Below are 18530 nucleotides of genomic sequence, written 5' to 3'. Positions count from 1 at the left end.
TGCAGTCGGACATTCGTTCGAGAGCAGGGGAACTTTCTGGCCGCTGAAGGATACACCGGCGGATACCCCTGACGCGAGAGTGCACCGAGTGATTCCGCTCGGTGTTGAGGCAAATCACGCACCCGCGATTTTGTCGCGGGATTTTCGAGGGAGTGCGAGCGGCGGGCTTCAGGAGACCGGCCGAATCGGGATGGTGCGCCCTTCCGGCGCGCGCGGCGGGGGCGCATCCGGCACCCAGGCGTGCCCGTACACGACCTCCCAGGTCGCCGGCAGGCGGCCTTCCACGCCGAATCGCTCGGCGTAGGCCTCGGCCACGGCCACCAGGCGCCGGGGTCCGGTAAGCCCGCGGCCACGCCCGGCCAGGGCGTTGCGCACCCCCACACCCCGCAGATCGCGCATCAGTCGGGTGAGATCGGGATAGGTCAGGGTCAGGGTTTCCTGATCCATCACCGGGTCGGCGAAGCCTGCGCGCACCAGGGCATCGCCGATGTCGTGCATGTCGATGAAGGCATTCACGTGGGCGGCCGCACCGCCGTCCACCGCGGCGAACGCCTCGCGCAGCTCGCTCAGGGTGGCCGGGCCGAAGGTGGTGAACATCCACAGGCCACCGGGCGCCAGGATCCGGCGGACCTCGGCAAACGCGCGATCCAGACTGCTGCACCACTGCAGCGCGGCGCTGGAGATCGCCAGATCCTGCGAGGCGTCGGCCAGCGGCAGGGCCTCCATGTCGGCACACAGCACCCGCGGGCGCCGCAGCCAGCGCCCGCGCCGGCGGGCCCGCTGCAGCATGGGCGGCGCGAAGTCGACCCCGGTCAGACGGGCGCTGCGATAACGGCGGGCCAGGTCGTCGAACGATTCGCCGATCCCGCAGCCCAGATCGATCACGCGTTCCGGCTGCATCCGGATCAGGTCCAGGCGTTCGAGCAGGCGCCCCTGAACCTCGCGCTGCACTGCGGCGTGAGTTTCGTAGTCGGCAGCGGCGCGGCCAAAGCCTTCACGCACCCGTGCCTTGTCGAGTTCGAAGCCGGAAGGGTCGATGTCGCTCATGCGGGGATCTCCGCCAGCGTTGCATGGATGAATTCGGCGACCGTATCGGGCGCCGCCAGCGGCAGGGCGTGCGGACCGGGCACCCGCCGAATGCGCGCCCCGGGCACCCGGGTCGCCAGATGCCGTTCCAGACCCGGCGGGATCAGGGCGTCGTCCTGGGCCAGCAGCGCGGCCAGCGGCGACCCGGCGCCCAGATCGCCACGCCGGTCCGCATCACGCAGCGCGGCGAGCCCCGCCACCAGGGCCTCGGGTCGCGCCGCCGCCGCTTCCAGCCCGCCGCGCAGGGAACGCGCGAGCGCGGCGGGCTCCTGCGCGCCCCGCGCGCACAGCGCAGCAAACTGGCGGCGCAGGCGTCCGGTGTCGCCGCCGAGCAGACGGGCAAAACCGTCCAGCTCGCGGGGATCCATTGCCTCCGGCCAGTCCGCCGCGCGCACGAAGCGCGGACTTCCCGCCACCAGGATGCGTCCCCGCGCATGCGCGCCCCGGACGGCCAGCGCGGGCAGTGCGCCCAGCGACCAGCCGGCCCACACGGGACTCTCGAGGTCGTCGGGCAACCCCGCCACCAGCTGCGCGGCGACGGCATCCGGATCGGCCAGCTCGTCACCGCCGCCGGCGGCGCCATGGCCGGGCAGGTCCGGGGCATGGATCCTCCCCGCGTACCCCCGCGCCCGCAGCGCGCGGATCACGGGCTCCCAGACCGCGCCGGAGAAACCCCAGCCATGCAGCAGAATCAGCGCGGGGGCGCTCCCGTCCCTCACGAGCGCCCCCTGCCCCGGCCACGTCCCGTTGCGTATGATGGGCCCGCATTCGCCAACCGGAACCGCCCCACCATGCTCAGCGCCATTGCCATCGTCCTCGCCTATCTGCTCGGGTCCGTATCCAGCGCGATCCTGGTCAGCCATGCGCTGCGGCTGCCCGACCCGCGCACCAGCGGCTCGCGCAACCCCGGCGCCACCAACGTGCTGCGCACCGGCGGACGCACGGCGGCCCTGATCACCCTGCTGGGCGACGTGGCCAAGGGCTGGCTGCCGGTCTTCATCGTCCTGCAGTGGACGGACCTGCCGGGCTGGGCCGCGGGCGCCGTGGGCCTGGCGGCCTTTCTCGGCCACGTCCTGCCAGTGTACTACCGCTTTCAGGGCGGCAAGGGTGTCGCCACCGCGCTGGGCGTCCTGCTGGCGCTGAACCCGCTGGTCGCCCTGCTGAGCGCGCTGACCTGGCTGGCGGTCGCGGCGATCTGGCGCTATTCCTCGCTGGCGGCGCTGGTGGCCGCCGGCGCGGCGCCGCTGTACCTGGCCTTCGCCCCGGGCGAGCCGGATTTCTGGATCGTCACGCTGGTCGCGGTGATGGCCCTGATCCTGTTCATCCGCCATGACGAAAACATCCGGCGGCTGATGCGCGGCGAGGAATCCCGCATCGGCGAGAAGAAAAAGCCCGCCTCCGGGGAAGACGACGCCGAAGAAGACGGCTCCGCGTAGGGCGGCTGCGGCCCGGCTTCAGCCGGTCAGCTCCGCCAGCGGCCAGCGCGCCCGGGCATGGATGACCGGAGCGCCGGCGTCGTCCACCGCCTCGGCAGCGCGCCCGGTCTGCAGCCGGCGCAGGCCGGCCAGCGCGATCATCGCTCCGTTGTCGGTGCAGAATTCCGCCCGCGGAAAATGCACCGGCACGCCGCTCTCGCGCGCCATGCGCTCCAGACCCGCGCGCAGGGTCGCGTTCGCGGCCACCCCGCCGGCCACCACCAGCGCCGGCGCACGGCTCTGCTTCAGCGCACGCCGGGTCTTCTCCACCAGGGTCTCGCTGACCGCCTCCTCGAACGCCCGCGCGACATCCGCCGGGGCGTGTCCGCCCTTGCGCACGGCCGTCAGCACCGCGGTCTTCAGCCCGGAGAAGCTCATGTCCAGACCGGGCCGGTCGAGCATCGGCCGCGGCAGGCGCAGCGCATCCGCCTGTCCGTCGGCCGCCAGCCGCGCCAGCGCCGGCCCGCCCGGATAGCCCAGCCCCAGGAGCTTCGCGGTCTTGTCGAAGGCCTCGCCGGCGGCATCGTCGATGCTCTCGCCCAGCAGCTCGTAATCGCCGAGCGCACGGGCATGGATCAGCTGGGTGTGCCCGCCGGACACCAGCAGCACCAGAAACGGGAATTCGAACTCGCCCTCCAGCATCGGCGCCAGCAGATGTCCCTCGAGGTGATGCACCGGCAGGGCCGGCACACCCCAGCCCCAGGCGAGCGAACGCGCCACGGCGGCGCCGGTGAGCAGCGCCCCCAGCAGCCCCGGACCGCCGGTGTAGGCGATGGCATCCAGCTCTTCCCCGCGCATGCCGGCCTCGTCCAGCACTGCGCGCACCAGCGGCAGCAGGCGCCGCACGTGGTCACGCGAGGCCAGCTCGGGCACCACGCCGCCGTAGACCGCGTGCAGATCGGTCTGGCTGTAGAGCCGGTGCGCGAGCAGACCCTCGCGGTCGCTGATCAGCGCCACGCCGGTCTCGTCGCAGGAGGTTTCGATGCCGAGTACGTTCATCCGGGAATCATGCCCCGCGGCGCCCCGGCGGGAAAGTGCCCGCACCGGCCCCGTGTCTCCGTCACAGCCGCCCCCGGCGGTCGGGAAGGCCGGCCCGCGGCAGCGACGGGCAGTCGCGGGTCAGGGCCATCACCTGAAATCGCTCGCCCATCTCTCCCGGCAGCGTCAGCATGCGCACCGCCTGCGCCGCACGCAGGGTGGTCTCGGCGTCACTGGCGTCGCCTACCCGCGCATCGAAGCGCGCGGGCAATCCGGCCGCCAGCAGGAACTCGCCCTGCGCGGCGTACACCGCGACCTCCAGCCCGGCGGCATCCGCCGCCTCGGCCACGGCGGTAAAATCCACGCTGGCGGTCAGATCCATCAGCCCCGGCTGCGCCAGTGGATCCAGCACCATCTGCTGACGGTGGTAGCCCACCAGCGTCCCCTGATGCCGCTCCGGGGCGTAGAAGGCGTCGCGCGGGAAGCCGTAGTCGACGATCACCACCGCGCCGCGCTCCAGATGCTCCACCGCGGCCGCGACCCAGGCGTTCTGGGCCGGACGCCACTCCGAGGTGTAACCCTCGGGCCACGGCCCGCAGCGCGCGTGCAGCTCGTACACTGCGCTGCGCAGCGGCTCCGGGGCCAGGCGTTCGGCCAGCACCAGACCGCCCTCGTCCGCGGACACGCCCATCTGCCCCACCGCCCCGTCGCGCCAGCGGAACAGCTCCACCGGCAGGGCATCCAGCACCTCGTTGGCCAGCACCACGCCGCGCCAGGCCTCCCGCGGCAGGGCATCCAGCCAGGTCACCCGCGCGAAGTCTTCCGCCGGCAGCACGCCCTGCAGATACTCGCGCTGACGCTCGCGCAGGTCCGGACTGACCTCCAGGATCCAGTACCCCGCCCACGGCACGCCCGCCTCGCGCAGGGTGTCCAGCACGTCGCCCGCCAGCCTCCCGGTGCCTCCGCCGAATTCCAGGATCACGCCCTCGCCGCCGAGGTCCTGCTGCAGCACCGGCGCCAGCCATGCCGCCAGGGTCTCGCCGAACAACGGCGAGATCTCCGGCGCGGTCACGAAATCCCCGCCCGCGCCCAGCTTGTGCGCCCCGTTGACGTAATATCCCAGACCCGGTGCGTAAAGCGCCCGGTCCATGTATTCGACGAAGGGCAGGAACCCTCCGGCCTCGCGGATGCTCTGTTGCAGGGAGTCCACCAGCCGCGCGGAAAGGTCCGCGGCCGGGTCCCCGGGGCCTGTGCTAGATTCTGCCGGCGGCATTGGTCATTCGTTCCATGCAGGGAGTTGGCAGTGGCAGAGAGTGCCCCAGGCAAGGATTCACCGAAACCCCCGGAGGACGCCGGCGAACGCCGCGTGGTCCTGATCACCGGCGGCGCGCGGCGCATCGGCGCGGCCATCGCGCGCGAACTGCACGCCGCCGGACTGGACGTCATCGTGCACTGTCGGCGCTCGCGCGCCGAAGCCGAAGCGCTGACCGACGAACTGAACGCCCGGCGTCCCGACAGTGCCCGGCCGCTGCAGGCCGACCTGCTCGACCCGCAGGCCCCGGAGGCCCTGGCCCGGGAAGCGCATGCCTGGCGCGGCCGGCTGGACTTCCTGGTCAACAACGCCTCCACCTTCTACCCCACGCCAGTGGGCGAGATCACCATGGCGCAATGGGACGATCTGATGGGCTCCAACGTGCGCGCCCCGCTGTTCCTGACCCAGGCCTGCACCCCCGCCCTGCGGGCGAGTGGCGGTGCGGTGGTGAACATCGTCGACATCCACGCCCTGCGACCGCTGAGCGGCTACCCGGTGTATTCCGCGGCCAAGGCCGGGCTGCATGCCCTGACCCAGTCGCTGGCACGCGAGCTGGGCCCGGAGGTGCGCGTCAACGGCGTGGCACCGGGGGCGATCCTCAGTCCCGAGGACCCGGCCAACGTCGCCCCCCACGAGGCAATGGTGGAGCGCACGGCCCTCAAGCGGCCCGGCGACCCGGCGGATATCGCCCGCACCGTGCGCTTCCTGCTGCTGGAGTCCCCCTACATCACCGGCCAGGTGATCCCGGTGGATGGCGGCCGCTCGGCCTCGCAATGACACCGGAACGCGTTAGACTGGAAGAACCGAAACCCGGAGACCGCAGGCATGCTTGACCCGAAACATTTCGATGACCTCGCCCGACGCATTACCGAAAGCCTGCCGGAATCGGTGCGCAGCGTGCAGGAAGACGTCCACCGCCAGGTGCGCAGCTCGCTGCAGGCCGGTCTGGAGCGCATGGACGTGGTGACCCGCGAGGACTTCGACGTCCAGGTTGCCCTGCTGGAGCGCACCCGCGAGCGCCTCGCCGAACTGGAGGCCCGGGTGGAAGCCCTCGAGCAGGCCGCCCGACCGCAGGACACCGATTCCGACAACTGATCGCCGCATGTGGCGCCGCCCGCGGCCGCGCCATCACCAACCAGTTGCCGCCGGGCCCGGAACGCCCGGCCCGAACAGGGAGAGGCAGGGATGCCCATCGCCATTGTCACCGCGCGCGCGACCGACGGGATCCGCGCACCGGCCGTCACCATCGAGACCCACCTGGCCAACGGCCTGCCGGCGTTCCAGATCGTCGGCCTGCCCGAGGCCGCGGTGCGCGAAAGCCGCGACCGCGTGCGCGCGGCCATTCAGACCGCAGGCTTCGAATTTCCGCGTCGGCGCATCACCGTCAACCTGGCGCCCGCCGACCTGCCCAAGGAGGGCGGGCGCTTCGATCTGGGGATTGCACTGGGGATCCTGGCGGCCAGTGAACAGGTCCCGCAGAGCGCCCTGGATACCCGCGAATTCCTCGGCGAACTGAGCCTCGACGGGCACATCCGTCCGGTGGGCGGCGCCCTGCCGGCCGGACTGGCCGCCGGCGAGGCGGGGCACCAGCTGGTCCTGAGCCCCGATGACGGTCGCGAGGCCGCCCTGACCGGACGTGCCGACATCGTAACCGCGCGCCACCTGGGCGAGGTCTGCACGGCCCTCAACGGTGGCCCCGCCCTGCCCGCCGCCGAACCTCCGGCAGCGTGTCCACCGGCCTACCCCGATCTGGCCGACGTACGCGGCCAGCATCGCGCACGCCGCGCGCTGGAGATCGCCGCCGCCGGCGGGCATCACCTGCTGATGGTCGGACCGCCGGGCAGCGGCAAGTCCATGCTGGCCGCCCGCATGCCCGGGCTCCTGCCGCCCATGGATGACGCTGAAGCCCTGGAAACCGCCGCGATCCACAGCCTGCGCGGCACCCGGCACCTGCACGAGGACTGGCGCAGCCGCCCGTTCCGCCAGCCGCACCACACGGCCTCGGGCGTGGCCCTGGTGGGGGGCGGCGGGACGCCCCGCCCGGGAGAGATCTCGCTGGCCCACAACGGGGTACTGTTCCTGGACGAGCTGACCGAGTTCGACCGGCGGGTGCTGGACGTGCTGCGCGAGCCCCTGGAGACCGGCATCATCCACATCTCGCGCGCCGCCCACCAGGCCGAATTCCCGGCGCATTTCCAGCTGGTCGGCGCCATGAATCCCTGCCCGCAGGGATTCGACTGTGACCTGGGCAACGCGTGCCAGTGCACCCCGGAGCAGCGCGGGCGCCATCGCAAGCGGCTGTCGGCGCCGCTGCTGGACCGGATCGACCTCGCAATCGACGTACCGCGCATCCCGCCGGCGGAACTCGGCCGCGACACCCCCGATCCGGACGCCGAGGACAGCACCACGGTCGCCCGCCGCGTGGCCGCGGCGCGCCGGCTCCAGCTGGAACGCCAGGGCTGTCTGAACCGGATGCTGGAAGGCCGCGCCCTGCAGCAGCACGCCCGCCTGCCCGAGGAAGAACGGGCGCTGCTGGATGCCGCCGCGGAACGTTTTCGCCTGTCGGCCCGGGCCTACCACCGGATCCTGCGCGTCGCCCGCAGCCTCGCCGACCTGGCCGGGGCACCGACGATCGGCCGCGCCCAGCTGACCGAGGCCCTCAGCTTCCGCGCCCTGGACCACTGGCGCGTGGAGTAGACACAAAAAAGCCCCGCCACGACGCGTTCGTGGCGGGGCTTTGCGGGGCTTTTCGCAGCCCGGCTTCAGGACTCGTCGAACGTCGCGATATAGGCAGACAGGTCGGCAATGTCCTGATCCGACAGATTGCGCGCGTTCGGCGCCATCAGGTGGGTGTCATCCCCCACGGTCTCGCCGGCGCGGTACGCCACCAGGCGTCCGGCAATGAACTCCGCCGTATTCCCGGCGATGGCCGGGAAGATGCCCACGCCCTGGCCCCGGGCGCCGTGGCAGGCGACGCACGTGCCGTACAGCTGGTTTTCGGCGCGCGTGGCGTCACCCGCAGCCAGATCGATGCCGTTGACGGTTTCACCATTGCCATTCGTGGCGGTTTCCTCCGCAGCGGCCTCCTCCTCGGCGGCGGCCTCTTCTTCCTCGCTCGCGGCTTCCTCACCGTTGCCGTTCTCCGCGGCACCGTTGTCCGGCGACCAGCCGTGATCCACGTCCGCCTGATCCAGCATATAGGCGACCGCCCGACGAACCTCGTCGTCGCTCAGGCTCGGATCCCCGCCCTTTGCCGGCATCGCATTGAAGCCGTTGATGGAGTGATCAAAGAGGGTATCCATGCCCTTGTCACTGAAGCGCGAGGACCATTCGTCGGTGTCGTCCACGATGGGCGCACCCGAAGCCCCCGTGTCGTGACACGCCGCGCAGACATTCTGGTAGATATCCCCGGGACTCAGATCGGCCGGCTCCTCTTCCGCCACGTCCACCGGACCGGCCTCGACCCGTCCCGCCGGAGTCAGGCGCTCCGTCAGCTGTTCCTCGGTGATGGTGGTGCGTTCCGCCGTGCCCATCTGGCCGAGCCAGTTCACCAGCTGGGCCACCAGGAAAACGACCGCGCCCGCCAGCGCGATTGCCGAGATGAACAACAGCACCTTGTTCCCGGCATCCATCTTGATCGGTTGATTCGCCACTTCTCTCCCTCCGAGATCCGGCCGAATGCGGCCTTGATTTTGGTTTCCCCTGGAATCCGGGCGCGGCCCCGAAAGCTGCGGCGCACGGGCGCGCACGAGGGGCGAGAGTATAGGGCATCCGGCGCAACCAGACCACAAACCAAGTACAGCACTCAAAAATCACTGGACGAAAAAGGCCGCGCGGCGTACCATTTCGCTCCGTAGCGCCCGTAGCTCAGCTGGATAGAGCGCCACCCTCCGGAGGTTGCACTCACCCCCAAACGGGCGCAGCGGCTGACAATCAAAATCTGGTACGATCCCCCATCGTGCGCCCGTAGCTCAGCTGGATAGAGCGCTGCCCTCCGGAGGCAGAGGCCAGAGGTTCGAATCCTCTCGGGCGCGCCATACTCTGCCGGATCAATGCCTTACCCACCCCTTCACCGCACCTTGAACACCGCCTTCATCGGCTAGCGCTCCCTTTCGCGGCTATCACTCAGCGAACGTTAGCCGCGTGCCCGCAATACCCCCGATTTTTGCCCTGTGCCCAAGATGTGCCCATCTGGTGCCCACGGCCTCCAGCGCGCCGATTGAATCGCGCTCAAAATGAATGCGAGCTGCCGTGCCTCGCTGCCCGTCGCTTGGCTGCCCCCATCCGGGAGCGAGGCCTCTCCGTTTACACACCAGGAGATGTCCGAGCGGGCATCGTGAATGCCCACCCATCGGGCGCCTGTACCCAGGCCCTAATGCGGCGCAGCGTGTCGCCGGCTTCCTCGTCTTTCAAAGGCAAACCCTCGAACATCGGCCGAGTATTCCCACCGTACGCTCTACGGCACCCCACCTCGACCCGGATACCTGCCGACACGCTGGAACGAGCAGGTGCGCCCCGCATTCAGTGTTGCTTAGGAACGCCAACAAGAAGGAAGTTGCAAGAGTCGCGCGGTGGCGGGACACCTTCCGCACGAGGTCCAAGAGGCTATGCATCGACGCCAGTCACGCGCAGCGAGCAGGCGCCACCTTTGATGTGCTACCCGTCAGGCTGATCCTCGTCTTTCGCAACCTGATCCGCCGGCTGCTTCAGGTACCACTCCAGAGCTAGGCGGATAACGTCCGAACGCGTGGGTATCTCCCCCCTGGTCTCTCTCAGTTCCACCCGACGCTCGTCGATCTGGTCGACCAATTCTTTCTCGACTCGAACGTTGATCTGTAACCGCGACATCCTGGGCCGTCCTCCAGCTGTTTCGGCGAAAGTGTACCGGAACGCAGGGATACAAGATACGTGTCTACCAATTTTACTTGCGCACGCCATTCAGATGTGTATTAATGTCTATGTGTCTACCAATAAGACAGGAGGAAAGAGATGGACACGACGTATCTCACGACGGCCGAACTGGCCGAACGCATCAAATACGACGAACGCACCATCCGGGAGCGGCTGAAGGACTCCGTCCTGCTCGAAGGCGTGCACTACGTCCGCCCCTTTGGCGGTCGCAAGACGCTCTACCTGTGGGAGGCCATCGAGCGGGACATGGCGAAACACTCCAAAAACGGGTCGTTTTCGCTGCCAATGGCGAACGGGGAGGTGTGCCATGGGTAGCGTCCGCGTACGAAACCAGACCGGGAAGCTGTTCCTGGACTTTCGTTTCCGGGGAAAGCGCTGCCGGGAACAGACCGCCCTCGACGACACTCCGGCCAACCGCAAAAAGGCGAAGAAGGTGCTCGAACGGATCGAGGCCGAGATCAGCCTTGGCACGTTCGATTACGCTCGGCACTTCCCGGGCAGCACCAACGCCATCGCCTTCGCCGCCGAAGACCGTCACGGGACACCGGACCAGGCCACGCCCCTGTTCTCCGAATTCGCGGAGACCTGGTTCGACGAAATGCGGATCCAGTGGCGTCAGACGCACAGTGACAACGTGCGGCTCACCCTGGAGAAGTACCTGAAACCCGAATTCGGGGAGATGGAAGTTGGCCGCATCAAGAAGGCAGACATCCTCAGTTTCCGGTCGACACTCGCCAAAGTCTCCGGCCGGAAAGAAGAACGTCTGTCAGCGACTCGCATCAACCACATCATGACGCCATTGCGGATGATCCTTAATGAGGCGGCCAACCGGTACGAGTTTACGTCACCGTACCACGGGATCAAGTCACTCAAGGTCGGGCGCACCGACGTGGAACCGTTCACGCTCGATGAGGTGAAGGCGATCATCGACACCGTGCGGCCCGACTTTCGCCCCTACTTCATCGTCCGATTCTTCACCGGCCTGCGGACGAGTGAGGTCCACGGACTGCAGTGGCAGTTCGTGGATTTCGAACGGCGCCAACTGCTGGTCCGGAACGCACTGGTCAAAGGCCAGCTCGTTTACACCAAGAACGACGGATCGTTCCGCACCGTGGACCTCTCCGAGATGGTGTGCCACGCCCTGCGGGAGCAATACAAGGTCACCGGACAGCATGCGTTCGTCTTCTGCAACCGCGACGGCGCGCCCCTCAACGCCAACAACGTCACCAATCGCGTTTGGCACCCCCTTCTCCGGCACCTGGGTCTGCGGCGGCGCCGTCCGTACCAGACCCGTCATACGGCCGCGACGCTCTGGCTGGCGGCGGGCGAAAGTCCAGAATGGATTGCACGGCAAATGGGCCATACCACGACCGAGATGCTGTTCCGGGTGTATTCGCGCTACGTGCCCAACCTCACTCGTCAGGACGGATCCGCGATGGAGCGACTGCTGCGTTCCAACTTCGGACCGGGGAACAACGAGGAAGCCTCCTCCCAAGAGGAGGGGGCCAATGAATCCACGGATACAGAGCGGGAGGTGTCTCATGACGGGTAACCCGCACCTCCAGCAAGCCGTTTTCCGAATGGCCGAAGAACGGTCCTGCCGGCGGCGGATCGAACGCCTGGCGTCGGCCTTAGAGGCTGCATTCCAGATTCCGCCGGGGACCCATCTCATTTGGGTCCTGGGCGACGGCACCGAGCGCAACAACCGCGAGGCCCTGGAAACCTGGGCGAAACACGAGGTCCGTCGTATCCAGTCCGAGGCCGTTGAGCAATGCATGCCCCAGCTCTCGGCGCGGCTGCATCGCACCCTGACGCAATGGGAAAACGACCGGGGAATCGCACCGTGATGGGCTGGCCCGCTGTGTCCCACCCAAGAAGGTCTCTGTCTCTCCGAGTCCCGGACCCGTGTCCCTGGATGTCCAAGGACTGGGAGGGACATGGCGGGACTCATGTCCGACTTCGCCGGAGCGTCTCCCATCTGCCTGCGCCATGCCCGGGACACTCGTTCTCGGGCATTCAGACCCGGTCATGGGACAGCCTCGCGTCAATCACAGACAAGGAGTCTGATCATGTCCGTCAATGACCCAACGTGGCTGACCCTGCAGCAGGCCGCGAATCGAGCCGGCTGTAGTGTGAAGACCTTGTACCGGCTGATGCACCGGGGCCGACTCGGATACCGCCGGGGCGGCGACAACCGTCGCTACGTATCCGCGGATCAGGTTCATGACTTGTTTCCTGACGCATCCACCGCGGGCCATACCGGGATCCAGACGGAACTGGAGGCAATGAAACAGCAGCTGCAGAAACTGGAGAACCAGCTGGAAATCCAAACCGCGCTGATCGAACACGCGATCGCGCTCTATCAACCCCGGGACGTGAACGCGCTGCTGGCCAAACATTGGCCGGAAGACTATGGGGCATCGCGATAGTCGGCGGGCACACCAGACACCCGTCGCCCCCGGGCTCGGAACAAGCAAGAGGCACGACATGGAAGGGGAAGCACTGGAAATAACGAGCGGAGCCCACCACGCCACGGCTCAGTTGGTGGCCGTGCGAACCTGGGACAACAACCCGGCACCAACGACCATCCCCACAGCATTCCGGCTCTGCAACCTGTCGGAGGATCATGACGGTGCCAAGCACCATTACACTGCCGACCTACACCACGACCTCGTGACTGTACCGGTGTGCTGGTCCTCTGCACGCGAGAACAACGCGCTGCGGAAATATACCCTCGTCCGGCCGTTCAGCGTTACTCGGGAACGGGCAGACTCACAAATCCGAATCGGTGGAGTCTCGGTACTTCAACGTCCCGAGCCCCAACTCGACCTGTTCCGCACCATTCCACCGTCGTGGAATATCCACGAAGGCTGGCTGGCTCGCTTCGCCCGTCTCGTCGATGAACTCCCCGCAACTTACCGTTCGTTAATCAATGCGATATTCTGGAACTCGGACCGCTTGTACAGGTTCTGTCTCGCTCCAGCGTCAATAGCGAACCACCATGCGTACCGGCAAGGTCTTCTGCAACACACGGTCGAAGTCGCGGAAAACACACTCAGGCTATGTGCCGGCACACCGGACGCCGACCGCAATCTCGCCTTACTGGCCGCGTTACTTCATGATGCCGGCAAGGCGGATGAATACGAACTCGATAGTCACCGCAAGTCATGGCGCCTGACCGACCGCGGCAAACTGATCGGCCACGACAACACCCTCGTCGAATGGATCTCTGCGGCAGTGGCCATTCCCAACGTCGACTTGCCGGAAGAAGTGTACGTCGCGCTACTCAACCTACTGACGGCTCGCCGCGGCGCACCCGACTGGGTGGGCCTACGCCAGCCCGCCATGATCGAGGCGGACATTGTTTCCAAGGCGGACAGCCTGTCCGGACAGGCAGAATTGCACGCTCGTCACCGCAATCCTGCCGGTGGATGGGGGCGGAAACATCCGCACATGCGATCCAGCCCATATTCTCTGCGAGTTAAGGCCAAGTCTGGTGAATGAGCGATTACGGCTTCAGGCGGCGCTGCGATGCGTGAGTAGGCGGTCATTCCAGACCGTCTTGACCATCTAGAAGATCAGGAGGGATATCGCTACTCGGATCAGTGGTCGTCCGGTCGCACGACGGTGGTTCCGCTCCCCACGTCCTGGATGGGTGAGAGCATCTCCGGCGGGACGCGCCACTGGCGCTGGTCATCGGTGAGCACCGTGACGGTCTTGCGATTGAACTTCACCAGCGTTCCCGTCAGCCGGCCGTCCCGGCTCGACTCGAAACTCACCCGCGCTCCCAGGTTGAAGTCCATCATCGCCCGATGGGCCTGTTTCGCCTCGAGGAACTTCAGCTGCTCCACGATCCGATGGTTCAGGGCCACGAGCCCCTCATAGGTGAGGGCGTCGAAATCAACCGGCATACCGTGTGCTGCAACGGCATCGCCCCCCTGCGGAGTTCCGGAAACGCTGCCTCGCCCCGCTTAAAGTATCCCTCGCCGGTAAGCATCCCCAGCCAAAGCGCATGTCCCGTAGGACCGGCGGGAGTGGTCACGAAATTAGGGGGGGCAAATCGCCGCCAGTCCATCCAGCGCGGTGCTCGAAATTACTTGACCCACACCCCCACATGAGTTAACCACGCTAAGTGCGGCTACTCTGTCAAGCCTAGGCATACAATGCGCGAGCGGTGTCCCAGTGAGCAAAGGCAGGCACGTTGGGCGCTGTCACTGCACCGCAAGCGATGATGCCAGCGACGGCCTAGTCGGCAAAAGAACCTCTCGGCCGATGTTGCGAAAGCGGATTCAGAGCAAGCGCGACAGAACCCGTCGGCCCTCTCAATTAGCTGGCTCCAAATTCTATTCACAAGACACGATCTTGACTTACACGAGAAACGGACCCCCCCTTATGTTCTGCGGTATAGATTTCGGCACGTCGAACACAGCCCTTGCCGTCTGGCGGGCCGGGCGCCCCGAGTTGGTTCCATTAGAAGACGGGGCCACCTCAATACCCTCCTTAATGTACACGCCCAAGAGCGTCCGCGACACTATAGATATCGACGAGAGGGAATTAGATCGGAGGGTCGCCGTAGCAAAAGCCGCGCAGACTAGGGACGCAAACGAAGCCAAAAAGCAAGGAAAGTCGTTCCGGATACTGAGCGACGCGCAAATTCGATCGCGCGAACAGGGCCTCATGCGCCGTGAAGCGATCGAAGAGCAGCGGGACGCGAGCAATAATCAGACACTTTCAGAGGCAATCGCGTCGTCGGAGGGGGACCGCTTCGGCAAAGACGCCACTCTTCATTACATTAATAACCCCGATTCAGGGTTCTACTTCAAGTCTCCCAAGACCTTCCTTGGCTCAAAACTGACCAACGCCCAGCTTCACACTTTTAGTGAGATCGTCACCAGAATTCTTGCCCACGTCAAATCCGTGGCGGAAAAAAAGCTGGGACGCGAACTTTCGCACGTCGCAATGGGAAGGCCGATTCATTTCCACGGGGGACAGGGGGAAGCGGGAGATGCTCAAGCGTTATCGATTCTGGAGCGCGCGGCGGTCTCGTGCGGATTCGAGGAAATCGAATTTCTCTACGAACCTTTGGCGGCCGCGATCGAGTACGAGAGCAAGCTGAACCGAGATCAAGTGGTTCTCGTCGTCGACATAGGCGGGGGCACGTCCGACTGCTCAATGGTCGCTGTCGGCCCTAGTCACCGCACTAGGGCTAACCACGAAGAGACTGTGTTGGGGTATTCCGGAGGACGAATAGGAGGCGATGACCTCGACATAAAATTTGCTTATCATGAGTTTATGAAAAAATTCGGCCGTTTAACGAAGTACAAGGATGGCGGGGAGCTTCCAGCGAGTGTCTTCTGGAACGCAGTCATGGTAAACAACCTGCCAGCCCAAAAGGAGTTTCAAAGAAGCGGACCACTAATCGACTCCATCATCCAAAAAGCGGCCGACCCAAAACTATTGCGACGTCTAGAAACTATGCATTCTCAAAAACTGAGTCATAGAGTAGTGCGTAGTGCAGAACTCACGAAGATCCATCTCAGTGAAAATCAAGTAGCCAATGTTCCGATGGACTATATTGAAGAAGGCTGGATTCCACGATTTTCGAGAAGCGATTTTGAGCGCTCTGTCGATGGAGAGCTCCACAAATTCGGTGCGCTCATGCATGAGTGCGTTACGCAGGCACAACGCAAACCGGATGCCGTTTTTGTCACGGGTGGAACGGCCAAGTCGCCCGTGATTGTGGAGTTCATAGAAGCAGCCCACCAAGGTGTCCCCATCGTAGTAGGTGATCACTTCGGAAGCGCTACGTTGGGCCTTGCTACCTGGGGCAACAGTCGATTTGGCGGTCGCATTTAGTTGTCAGGTCTCGGGTGCTTGAACACACGCTTACGAAACAAATCGGCGCCCTGCTTTTTTCCAGGCCTTGATGGCTTCAAGCGGTGCTCGGTGTCCTCAGCGCCTTCTGCCAATCTGATGATTCTACGGACGCCGGTAGTCCCGGAGGGTGTCCTTAAAATGCCCCCCCCCCCAAATCGGCGCACCGGGGACGCAGCAGTTCGGCGCTCGGCCGTTGAAGCGCTCGACCATCCCGCGGGGGCTGGGGCCGCTTCGGTCGCATCAGACGATGCTCGACCCCTTGTTCGGCGCACAGCCGGTCGAACGGGCGGCATCCGGTGGCCCCGCGTTCCCCGGTGCCGCAAAGCGGTCCTAACTTCCTCGCCCTTGGCGTTGACCATGTGCATCATCTGGAACCGCGCCCACCAGATCCGCTTCTTCAGAAAGCCGTGCGCGATCTCCGCCATCTTCTAGTTCCGCACTGTTAATGGCCACGTAAACTGACCCTCTACTGGCCAACAATTTTGACCCACCTACGGGTGGCCACTGGCCACGTCTGACCATACCGTCCGCCGTTCAGAGAGGCGGCCGGGACGGGAACATGAAGGAGTGGGTCATGATTCATCGGATCAAAGCACTGCACGACGAGGGCCAGGGGCTGTCCGTACGGGCGATCAGCCGCGAGCTCGGTATCTCGCGTAACACGGTGCGCAAGTATCTGCGCCAGAGCGCCGAGGCGATCGTCGCCGAGCGTGCGGATTCGGGCCGGTGCAAGCGGCTCGATGCCCATCGCCCCTACCTCGAGTACCTGCTGCGCCGCTACCCGAAGCTCAGTGCCGTGAAGGTGGCTCGCAAGATCCGTGACGAGGTCGGAGACCTGGAGGTCTCGGATCGCAGTCTGCGCCGGTATCTGCAGCGCCTGCGGGAGTCCGTCCCCGTTGCGCAGCCGCGCTACTACGAGCCCGTCCTCGACGACGTGCCCGGCGTGCAGTGCCAGGTGGATCCCGGCGAGCTGCGGGGTGTGGAGATCGCAGGCGAGTCGCGTACGGTGTACTTCGTCGTCTTTGTTCTCTCGTACTCCCGGCTGATGCACGTGTGCGTGTCGTTCCGCCCGATCGACACCGAGACGTTCATCGCCATGCACGACGAGGCCCTGCGCGCCTTCGGCGGCGTGCCCGAGGAGTGCGTCTACGACCAGACGAAGATGGTGGTCATCGCTGAGCGCTTCCGGGAGCTGACGGTCAATGAGCGCTTCCACCAGTACGCCACGGCGGCGGGATTCCGCATCCACGCCTGCCGGGGCTACGACCCGGAGAGCAAGGGCAAGGTCGAGGCCGGCGTAAAGTACGTCAAGCGCGACTGCCTGTACGGCGAGCGTTTCTCCAGCGAGGAGGCGGTCAAGGCTCATGTCCGGGACTGGCTCGAGGAAGTGGCCAATGTCCGCTGCCACGGCACGACCCGATGTCAGCCACGGGAGCGCTTCGAGGCGCAGGAACGCTCGCACCTGCGAGCGTATCTCACGCCGCCGTGCGTGAGCCATGCAGGCCCGGAGGTGGCCGTGCGCAAGGTGGACAAGACGGGTCTGATTTCGTGGTCGGCCAACAAGTACACCGTGCCGATGGCCTACCAGCGCGGCCGGGTCGGGGTCCAGGAGAGCGCCGGATCGCTCGAGATCGTCGACCTGGATTCCGGGGAAGTGGTGGCCACGCATCCACTGGCCACCGGCAAGGGGGAGCGGGTGCGGAACACCCACCACTACCGCGATCGTGCACAGCACGTCGAGGACATCGAGCGGGCCATTGCCGAGCGCCTCGGTGCCGATCTCGGCGGGCGGCTGTGCGCGCAGCTGCGCGCCAGTGATCCAAAGATCTACCGCGATCAGGTCGCGGCCGTACGCCGGATCCTCGAGGACACGGCCTCGCTGGACACGGAGCTGCTCGAGCGCCTTGCCGGGCGTGAGGGGCTGACGGCCACGCGCATCCGGGACTTCCTCGAGGCCAACCAGCGTGCGCAGTGGCGCGGCCGGGACATGGAGGCCGACGCAGACACCTCCGGCGAGGCATCGGGGCCGGTCTCGCTGTCGGCCTACGCCCACCTTGGCCAGCCGGCTGGCCATCGGGAGGTGACCCATGAGCCGTCTTGATCAGGCCGTGGGCCGGTTCCGGAATCTGCGCTGCACGGCGATCGCCGACGAGCTGCCGCAGCTGCTCTCGGAGGCGGAGGACAACGCCGTCTCCTACCTGGCTTTTGCCGAGCGCCTCGCCGAACACGAGCAACGGGTCCGCGAGAGCAAGCGCCTGGACGGCAACCGCCGGCGGGCCCGCCTGCCCTCGGACAAACGCCTGGAGGCCTTCGATTACCGCCACCAGACGACCATCACCAAGCGCCAGATCAACGCCCTGCTGGACTTCGGCTTTATCGACAACCGGCAGAACCTGGTCTTCATCGGCCCGCCGGGGGTCGGCAAGACCCATCTTGCCATCGGGATCGCCCGCAAGGCACTCGATGCCGGCTACAAGGTGCTCTTCCGAAACGCCCTGGAGCTGGTCGAGGAGCTGGAAATGGCGGAGATGAAGGGCGAGCTCAAGAAGAAGATCGCGCAGCTGACACGCTTCGACCTGCTGGTCATCGACGAGCTTGGCTACCTGCCGATGAGCCGCCAGGCGCGTTACAACCTCTTCCAGCTGGTTCACGCGTTCTACGAGTACCGCTCGCTGATCCTGACGACCAACAAGGACTTCACGGACTGGGGCGAGTTCTTCCACCACGACAACGTGGCCGTCCCGATCATCGACCGGGTCATCCACCACTCATCGATCTACGTACTGGGAGGAGACAGCTACCGACTACGTGAGAAAACCGCCGGCTGAACGCCGGCTCCCTGGGTCAATTTTGTTGGCCAGAGGTGGGTCAAAAGCGATGGCCATTGACAC

At 66.0% G+C, this 18530-nt stretch carries 18 protein-coding genes and 2 tRNA genes; 14 read left to right on the top strand and 6 right to left on the bottom strand.

Annotated features, from left to right (window positions below):
* Positions 1 to 168: 168 nt before the first annotated feature.
* Together bioC and F620_RS0107940 are read right to left on the bottom strand one after the other, a co-directional pair.
* Complete coding sequence (gene bioC, locus F620_RS0107945) at positions 169 to 1047, bottom strand: malonyl-ACP O-methyltransferase BioC (protein WP_019570133.1); 879 nt, start codon at positions 1045 to 1047, stop codon at positions 169 to 171.
* On the bottom strand, positions 1044 to 1805 hold the full coding sequence (locus F620_RS0107940; RefSeq protein WP_019570132.1) for an alpha/beta fold hydrolase: 762 nt from the start codon (positions 1803 to 1805) through the stop codon (positions 1044 to 1046). The genes bioC and F620_RS0107940 overlap by 4 nt, the downstream gene beginning before the upstream one ends.
* A gap of 72 nt (positions 1806 to 1877) precedes the next feature.
* Between F620_RS0107940 and plsY the strand changes: the two genes are divergently transcribed.
* A complete protein-coding gene (gene plsY, locus F620_RS0107935) occupies positions 1878 to 2522 on the top strand; it encodes a glycerol-3-phosphate 1-O-acyltransferase PlsY (protein ID WP_019570131.1) in 645 nt (214 codons plus the stop codon).
* Positions 2523 to 2540: 18 nt separating this feature from the next.
* Here plsY and tsaD read toward each other — a convergent pair whose 3' ends face one another.
* Together tsaD and F620_RS0107925 are read right to left on the bottom strand one after the other, a co-directional pair.
* Entirely contained in the window at positions 2541 to 3560 is a 1020-nt protein-coding gene (gene tsaD / locus F620_RS0107930; RefSeq protein WP_019570130.1) for a tRNA (adenosine(37)-N6)-threonylcarbamoyltransferase complex transferase subunit TsaD, read from the bottom strand.
* A 61-nt stretch (positions 3561 to 3621) separates the two neighbouring features.
* Positions 3622 to 4812 carry a class I SAM-dependent methyltransferase gene (locus F620_RS0107925; protein WP_019570129.1) on the bottom strand — a complete coding sequence of 397 codons (1191 nt, stop codon included), beginning with the start codon at positions 4810 to 4812 and terminating at the stop codon, positions 3622 to 3624.
* A gap of 93 nt (positions 4813 to 4905) precedes the next feature.
* Here F620_RS0107925 and F620_RS0107920 point away from each other — a divergent pair, with 93 nt between their 5' ends.
* From F620_RS0107920 to F620_RS0107910, 3 genes are all read left to right on the top strand, one after another.
* Positions 4906 to 5628 (top strand): pteridine reductase, encoded by a 723-nt coding sequence (locus tag F620_RS0107920; RefSeq protein WP_038030804.1) that lies wholly within the window; start codon positions 4906 to 4908, stop codon positions 5626 to 5628.
* A 48-nt stretch (positions 5629 to 5676) separates the two neighbouring features.
* The gene (locus F620_RS0107915) at positions 5677 to 5946 is read left to right on the top strand and encodes an accessory factor UbiK family protein (protein ID WP_018869073.1); all 270 of its coding nucleotides are present in this window, start codon (positions 5677 to 5679) and stop codon (positions 5944 to 5946) included.
* 90 nt (positions 5947 to 6036) lie between these two features.
* Positions 6037 to 7548 (top strand): YifB family Mg chelatase-like AAA ATPase, encoded by a 1512-nt coding sequence (locus tag F620_RS0107910; RefSeq protein ID WP_019570128.1) that lies wholly within the window; start codon positions 6037 to 6039, stop codon positions 7546 to 7548.
* Positions 7549 to 7613: 65 nt separating this feature from the next.
* Here the strand turns inward: F620_RS0107910 and F620_RS0107905 are convergent, their stop codons facing one another.
* Positions 7614 to 8504, bottom strand: a complete 891-nt coding sequence (locus tag F620_RS0107905; protein WP_019570127.1) for a c-type cytochrome — start codon at positions 8502 to 8504, stop codon at positions 7614 to 7616.
* Positions 8505 to 8707: 203 nt separating this feature from the next.
* On the opposite strand from F620_RS0107905, the gene F620_RS0107900 reads away from it, so the two are divergent.
* The 7 genes from F620_RS0107900 to F620_RS14805 all read left to right on the top strand — a co-directional run bounded on the left by F620_RS0107900 (position 8708) and on the right by F620_RS14805 (position 13266).
* Positions 8708 to 8773: transfer RNA gene (locus tag F620_RS0107900), tRNA-Arg, on the top strand.
* Between the two features lie 38 nt (positions 8774 to 8811).
* Positions 8812 to 8888: transfer RNA gene (locus F620_RS0107895), tRNA-Arg, on the top strand.
* A 952-nt stretch (positions 8889 to 9840) separates the two neighbouring features.
* A complete protein-coding gene (locus F620_RS0107885) occupies positions 9841 to 10077 on the top strand; it encodes a hypothetical protein (RefSeq protein WP_019570125.1) in 237 nt (78 codons plus the stop codon).
* The gene (locus F620_RS0107880) at positions 10070 to 11314 is read left to right on the top strand and encodes an Arm DNA-binding domain-containing protein (protein ID WP_019570124.1); all 1245 of its coding nucleotides are present in this window, start codon (positions 10070 to 10072) and stop codon (positions 11312 to 11314) included. Before F620_RS0107885 ends, F620_RS0107880 begins: the two co-directional genes overlap by 8 nt.
* Positions 11304 to 11609, top strand: coding sequence for a hypothetical protein (locus tag F620_RS0107875; RefSeq protein WP_038030772.1), 306 nt, complete (start codon positions 11304 to 11306; stop codon positions 11607 to 11609). The genes F620_RS0107880 and F620_RS0107875 overlap by 11 nt, the downstream gene beginning before the upstream one ends.
* A 222-nt stretch (positions 11610 to 11831) precedes the next feature.
* Complete coding sequence (locus tag F620_RS0107870; protein WP_019570122.1) at positions 11832 to 12191, top strand: AlpA family transcriptional regulator; 360 nt, start codon at positions 11832 to 11834, stop codon at positions 12189 to 12191.
* 58 nt (positions 12192 to 12249) lie between these two features.
* Positions 12250 to 13266, top strand: a complete 1017-nt coding sequence (locus F620_RS14805; protein WP_196802041.1) for an HD domain-containing protein — start codon at positions 12250 to 12252, stop codon at positions 13264 to 13266.
* A 98-nt stretch (positions 13267 to 13364) separates the two neighbouring features.
* Here the strand turns inward: F620_RS14805 and F620_RS0107865 are convergent, their stop codons facing one another.
* Positions 13365 to 13673 carry a hypothetical protein gene (locus F620_RS0107865; RefSeq protein WP_019570121.1) on the bottom strand — a complete coding sequence of 103 codons (309 nt, stop codon included), beginning with the start codon at positions 13671 to 13673 and terminating at the stop codon, positions 13365 to 13367.
* 592 nt (positions 13674 to 14265) lie between these two features.
* On the opposite strand from F620_RS0107865, the gene yegD reads away from it, so the two are divergent.
* The 3 genes from yegD (at position 14266) to istB (ending at position 18467) form a co-directional block, all read left to right on the top strand.
* Positions 14266 to 15618 carry a molecular chaperone gene (yegD, locus tag F620_RS0107860; protein WP_196802040.1) on the top strand — a complete coding sequence of 451 codons (1353 nt, stop codon included), beginning with the start codon at positions 14266 to 14268 and terminating at the stop codon, positions 15616 to 15618.
* A gap of 580 nt (positions 15619 to 16198) precedes the next feature.
* Positions 16199 to 17740, top strand: a complete 1542-nt coding sequence (gene istA, locus F620_RS0107855) for an IS21 family transposase (RefSeq protein ID WP_026331303.1) — start codon at positions 16199 to 16201, stop codon at positions 17738 to 17740.
* Entirely contained in the window at positions 17727 to 18467 is a 741-nt protein-coding gene (istB, locus tag F620_RS0107850; RefSeq protein WP_019569550.1) for an IS21-like element helper ATPase IstB, read from the top strand. Before istA ends, istB begins: the two co-directional genes overlap by 14 nt.
* Positions 18468 to 18530 lie beyond the last annotated feature (63 nt).

The organism is Thioalkalivibrio sp. ALE11 (assembly GCF_000381205.1).
Classification (GTDB): domain Bacteria; phylum Pseudomonadota; class Gammaproteobacteria; order Ectothiorhodospirales; family Ectothiorhodospiraceae; genus Thioalkalivibrio.
Note: the sequence above shows the minus strand (reverse complement) of the source record. Positions and strands in the feature narration are given on the sequence as shown.

Coding starts and splice junctions, on each gene's coding strand:
- istA (WP_026331303.1), top strand. CDS start 16,199: ATGAAGGAGTGGGTCATGATTCATCGGATCAAAGCACTGCACGACGAG.
- F620_RS0107865 (WP_019570121.1), bottom strand. CDS start 13,673: ATGCCGGTTGATTTCGACGCCCTCACCTATGAGGGGCTCGTGGCCCTG.
- yegD (WP_196802040.1), top strand. CDS start 14,266: ATGTACACGCCCAAGAGCGTCCGCGACACTATAGATATCGACGAGAGG.
- F620_RS0107915 (WP_018869073.1), top strand. CDS start 5,677: ATGCTTGACCCGAAACATTTCGATGACCTCGCCCGACGCATTACCGAA.
- F620_RS0107870 (WP_019570122.1), top strand. CDS start 11,832: ATGTCCGTCAATGACCCAACGTGGCTGACCCTGCAGCAGGCCGCGAAT.
- F620_RS0107875 (WP_038030772.1), top strand. CDS start 11,304: ATGACGGGTAACCCGCACCTCCAGCAAGCCGTTTTCCGAATGGCCGAA.
- F620_RS14805 (WP_196802041.1), top strand. CDS start 12,250: ATGGAAGGGGAAGCACTGGAAATAACGAGCGGAGCCCACCACGCCACG.
- istB (WP_019569550.1), top strand. CDS start 17,727: ATGAGCCGTCTTGATCAGGCCGTGGGCCGGTTCCGGAATCTGCGCTGC.
- F620_RS0107910 (WP_019570128.1), top strand. CDS start 6,037: ATGCCCATCGCCATTGTCACCGCGCGCGCGACCGACGGGATCCGCGCA.
- tsaD (WP_019570130.1), bottom strand. CDS start 3,560: ATGAACGTACTCGGCATCGAAACCTCCTGCGACGAGACCGGCGTGGCG.
- F620_RS0107925 (WP_019570129.1), bottom strand. CDS start 4,812: ATGCCGCCGGCAGAATCTAGCACAGGCCCCGGGGACCCGGCCGCGGAC.
- plsY (WP_019570131.1), top strand. CDS start 1,878: ATGCTCAGCGCCATTGCCATCGTCCTCGCCTATCTGCTCGGGTCCGTA.
- bioC (WP_019570133.1), bottom strand. CDS start 1,047: ATGAGCGACATCGACCCTTCCGGCTTCGAACTCGACAAGGCACGGGTG.
- F620_RS0107885 (WP_019570125.1), top strand. CDS start 9,841: ATGGACACGACGTATCTCACGACGGCCGAACTGGCCGAACGCATCAAA.
- F620_RS0107880 (WP_019570124.1), top strand. CDS start 10,070: ATGGGTAGCGTCCGCGTACGAAACCAGACCGGGAAGCTGTTCCTGGAC.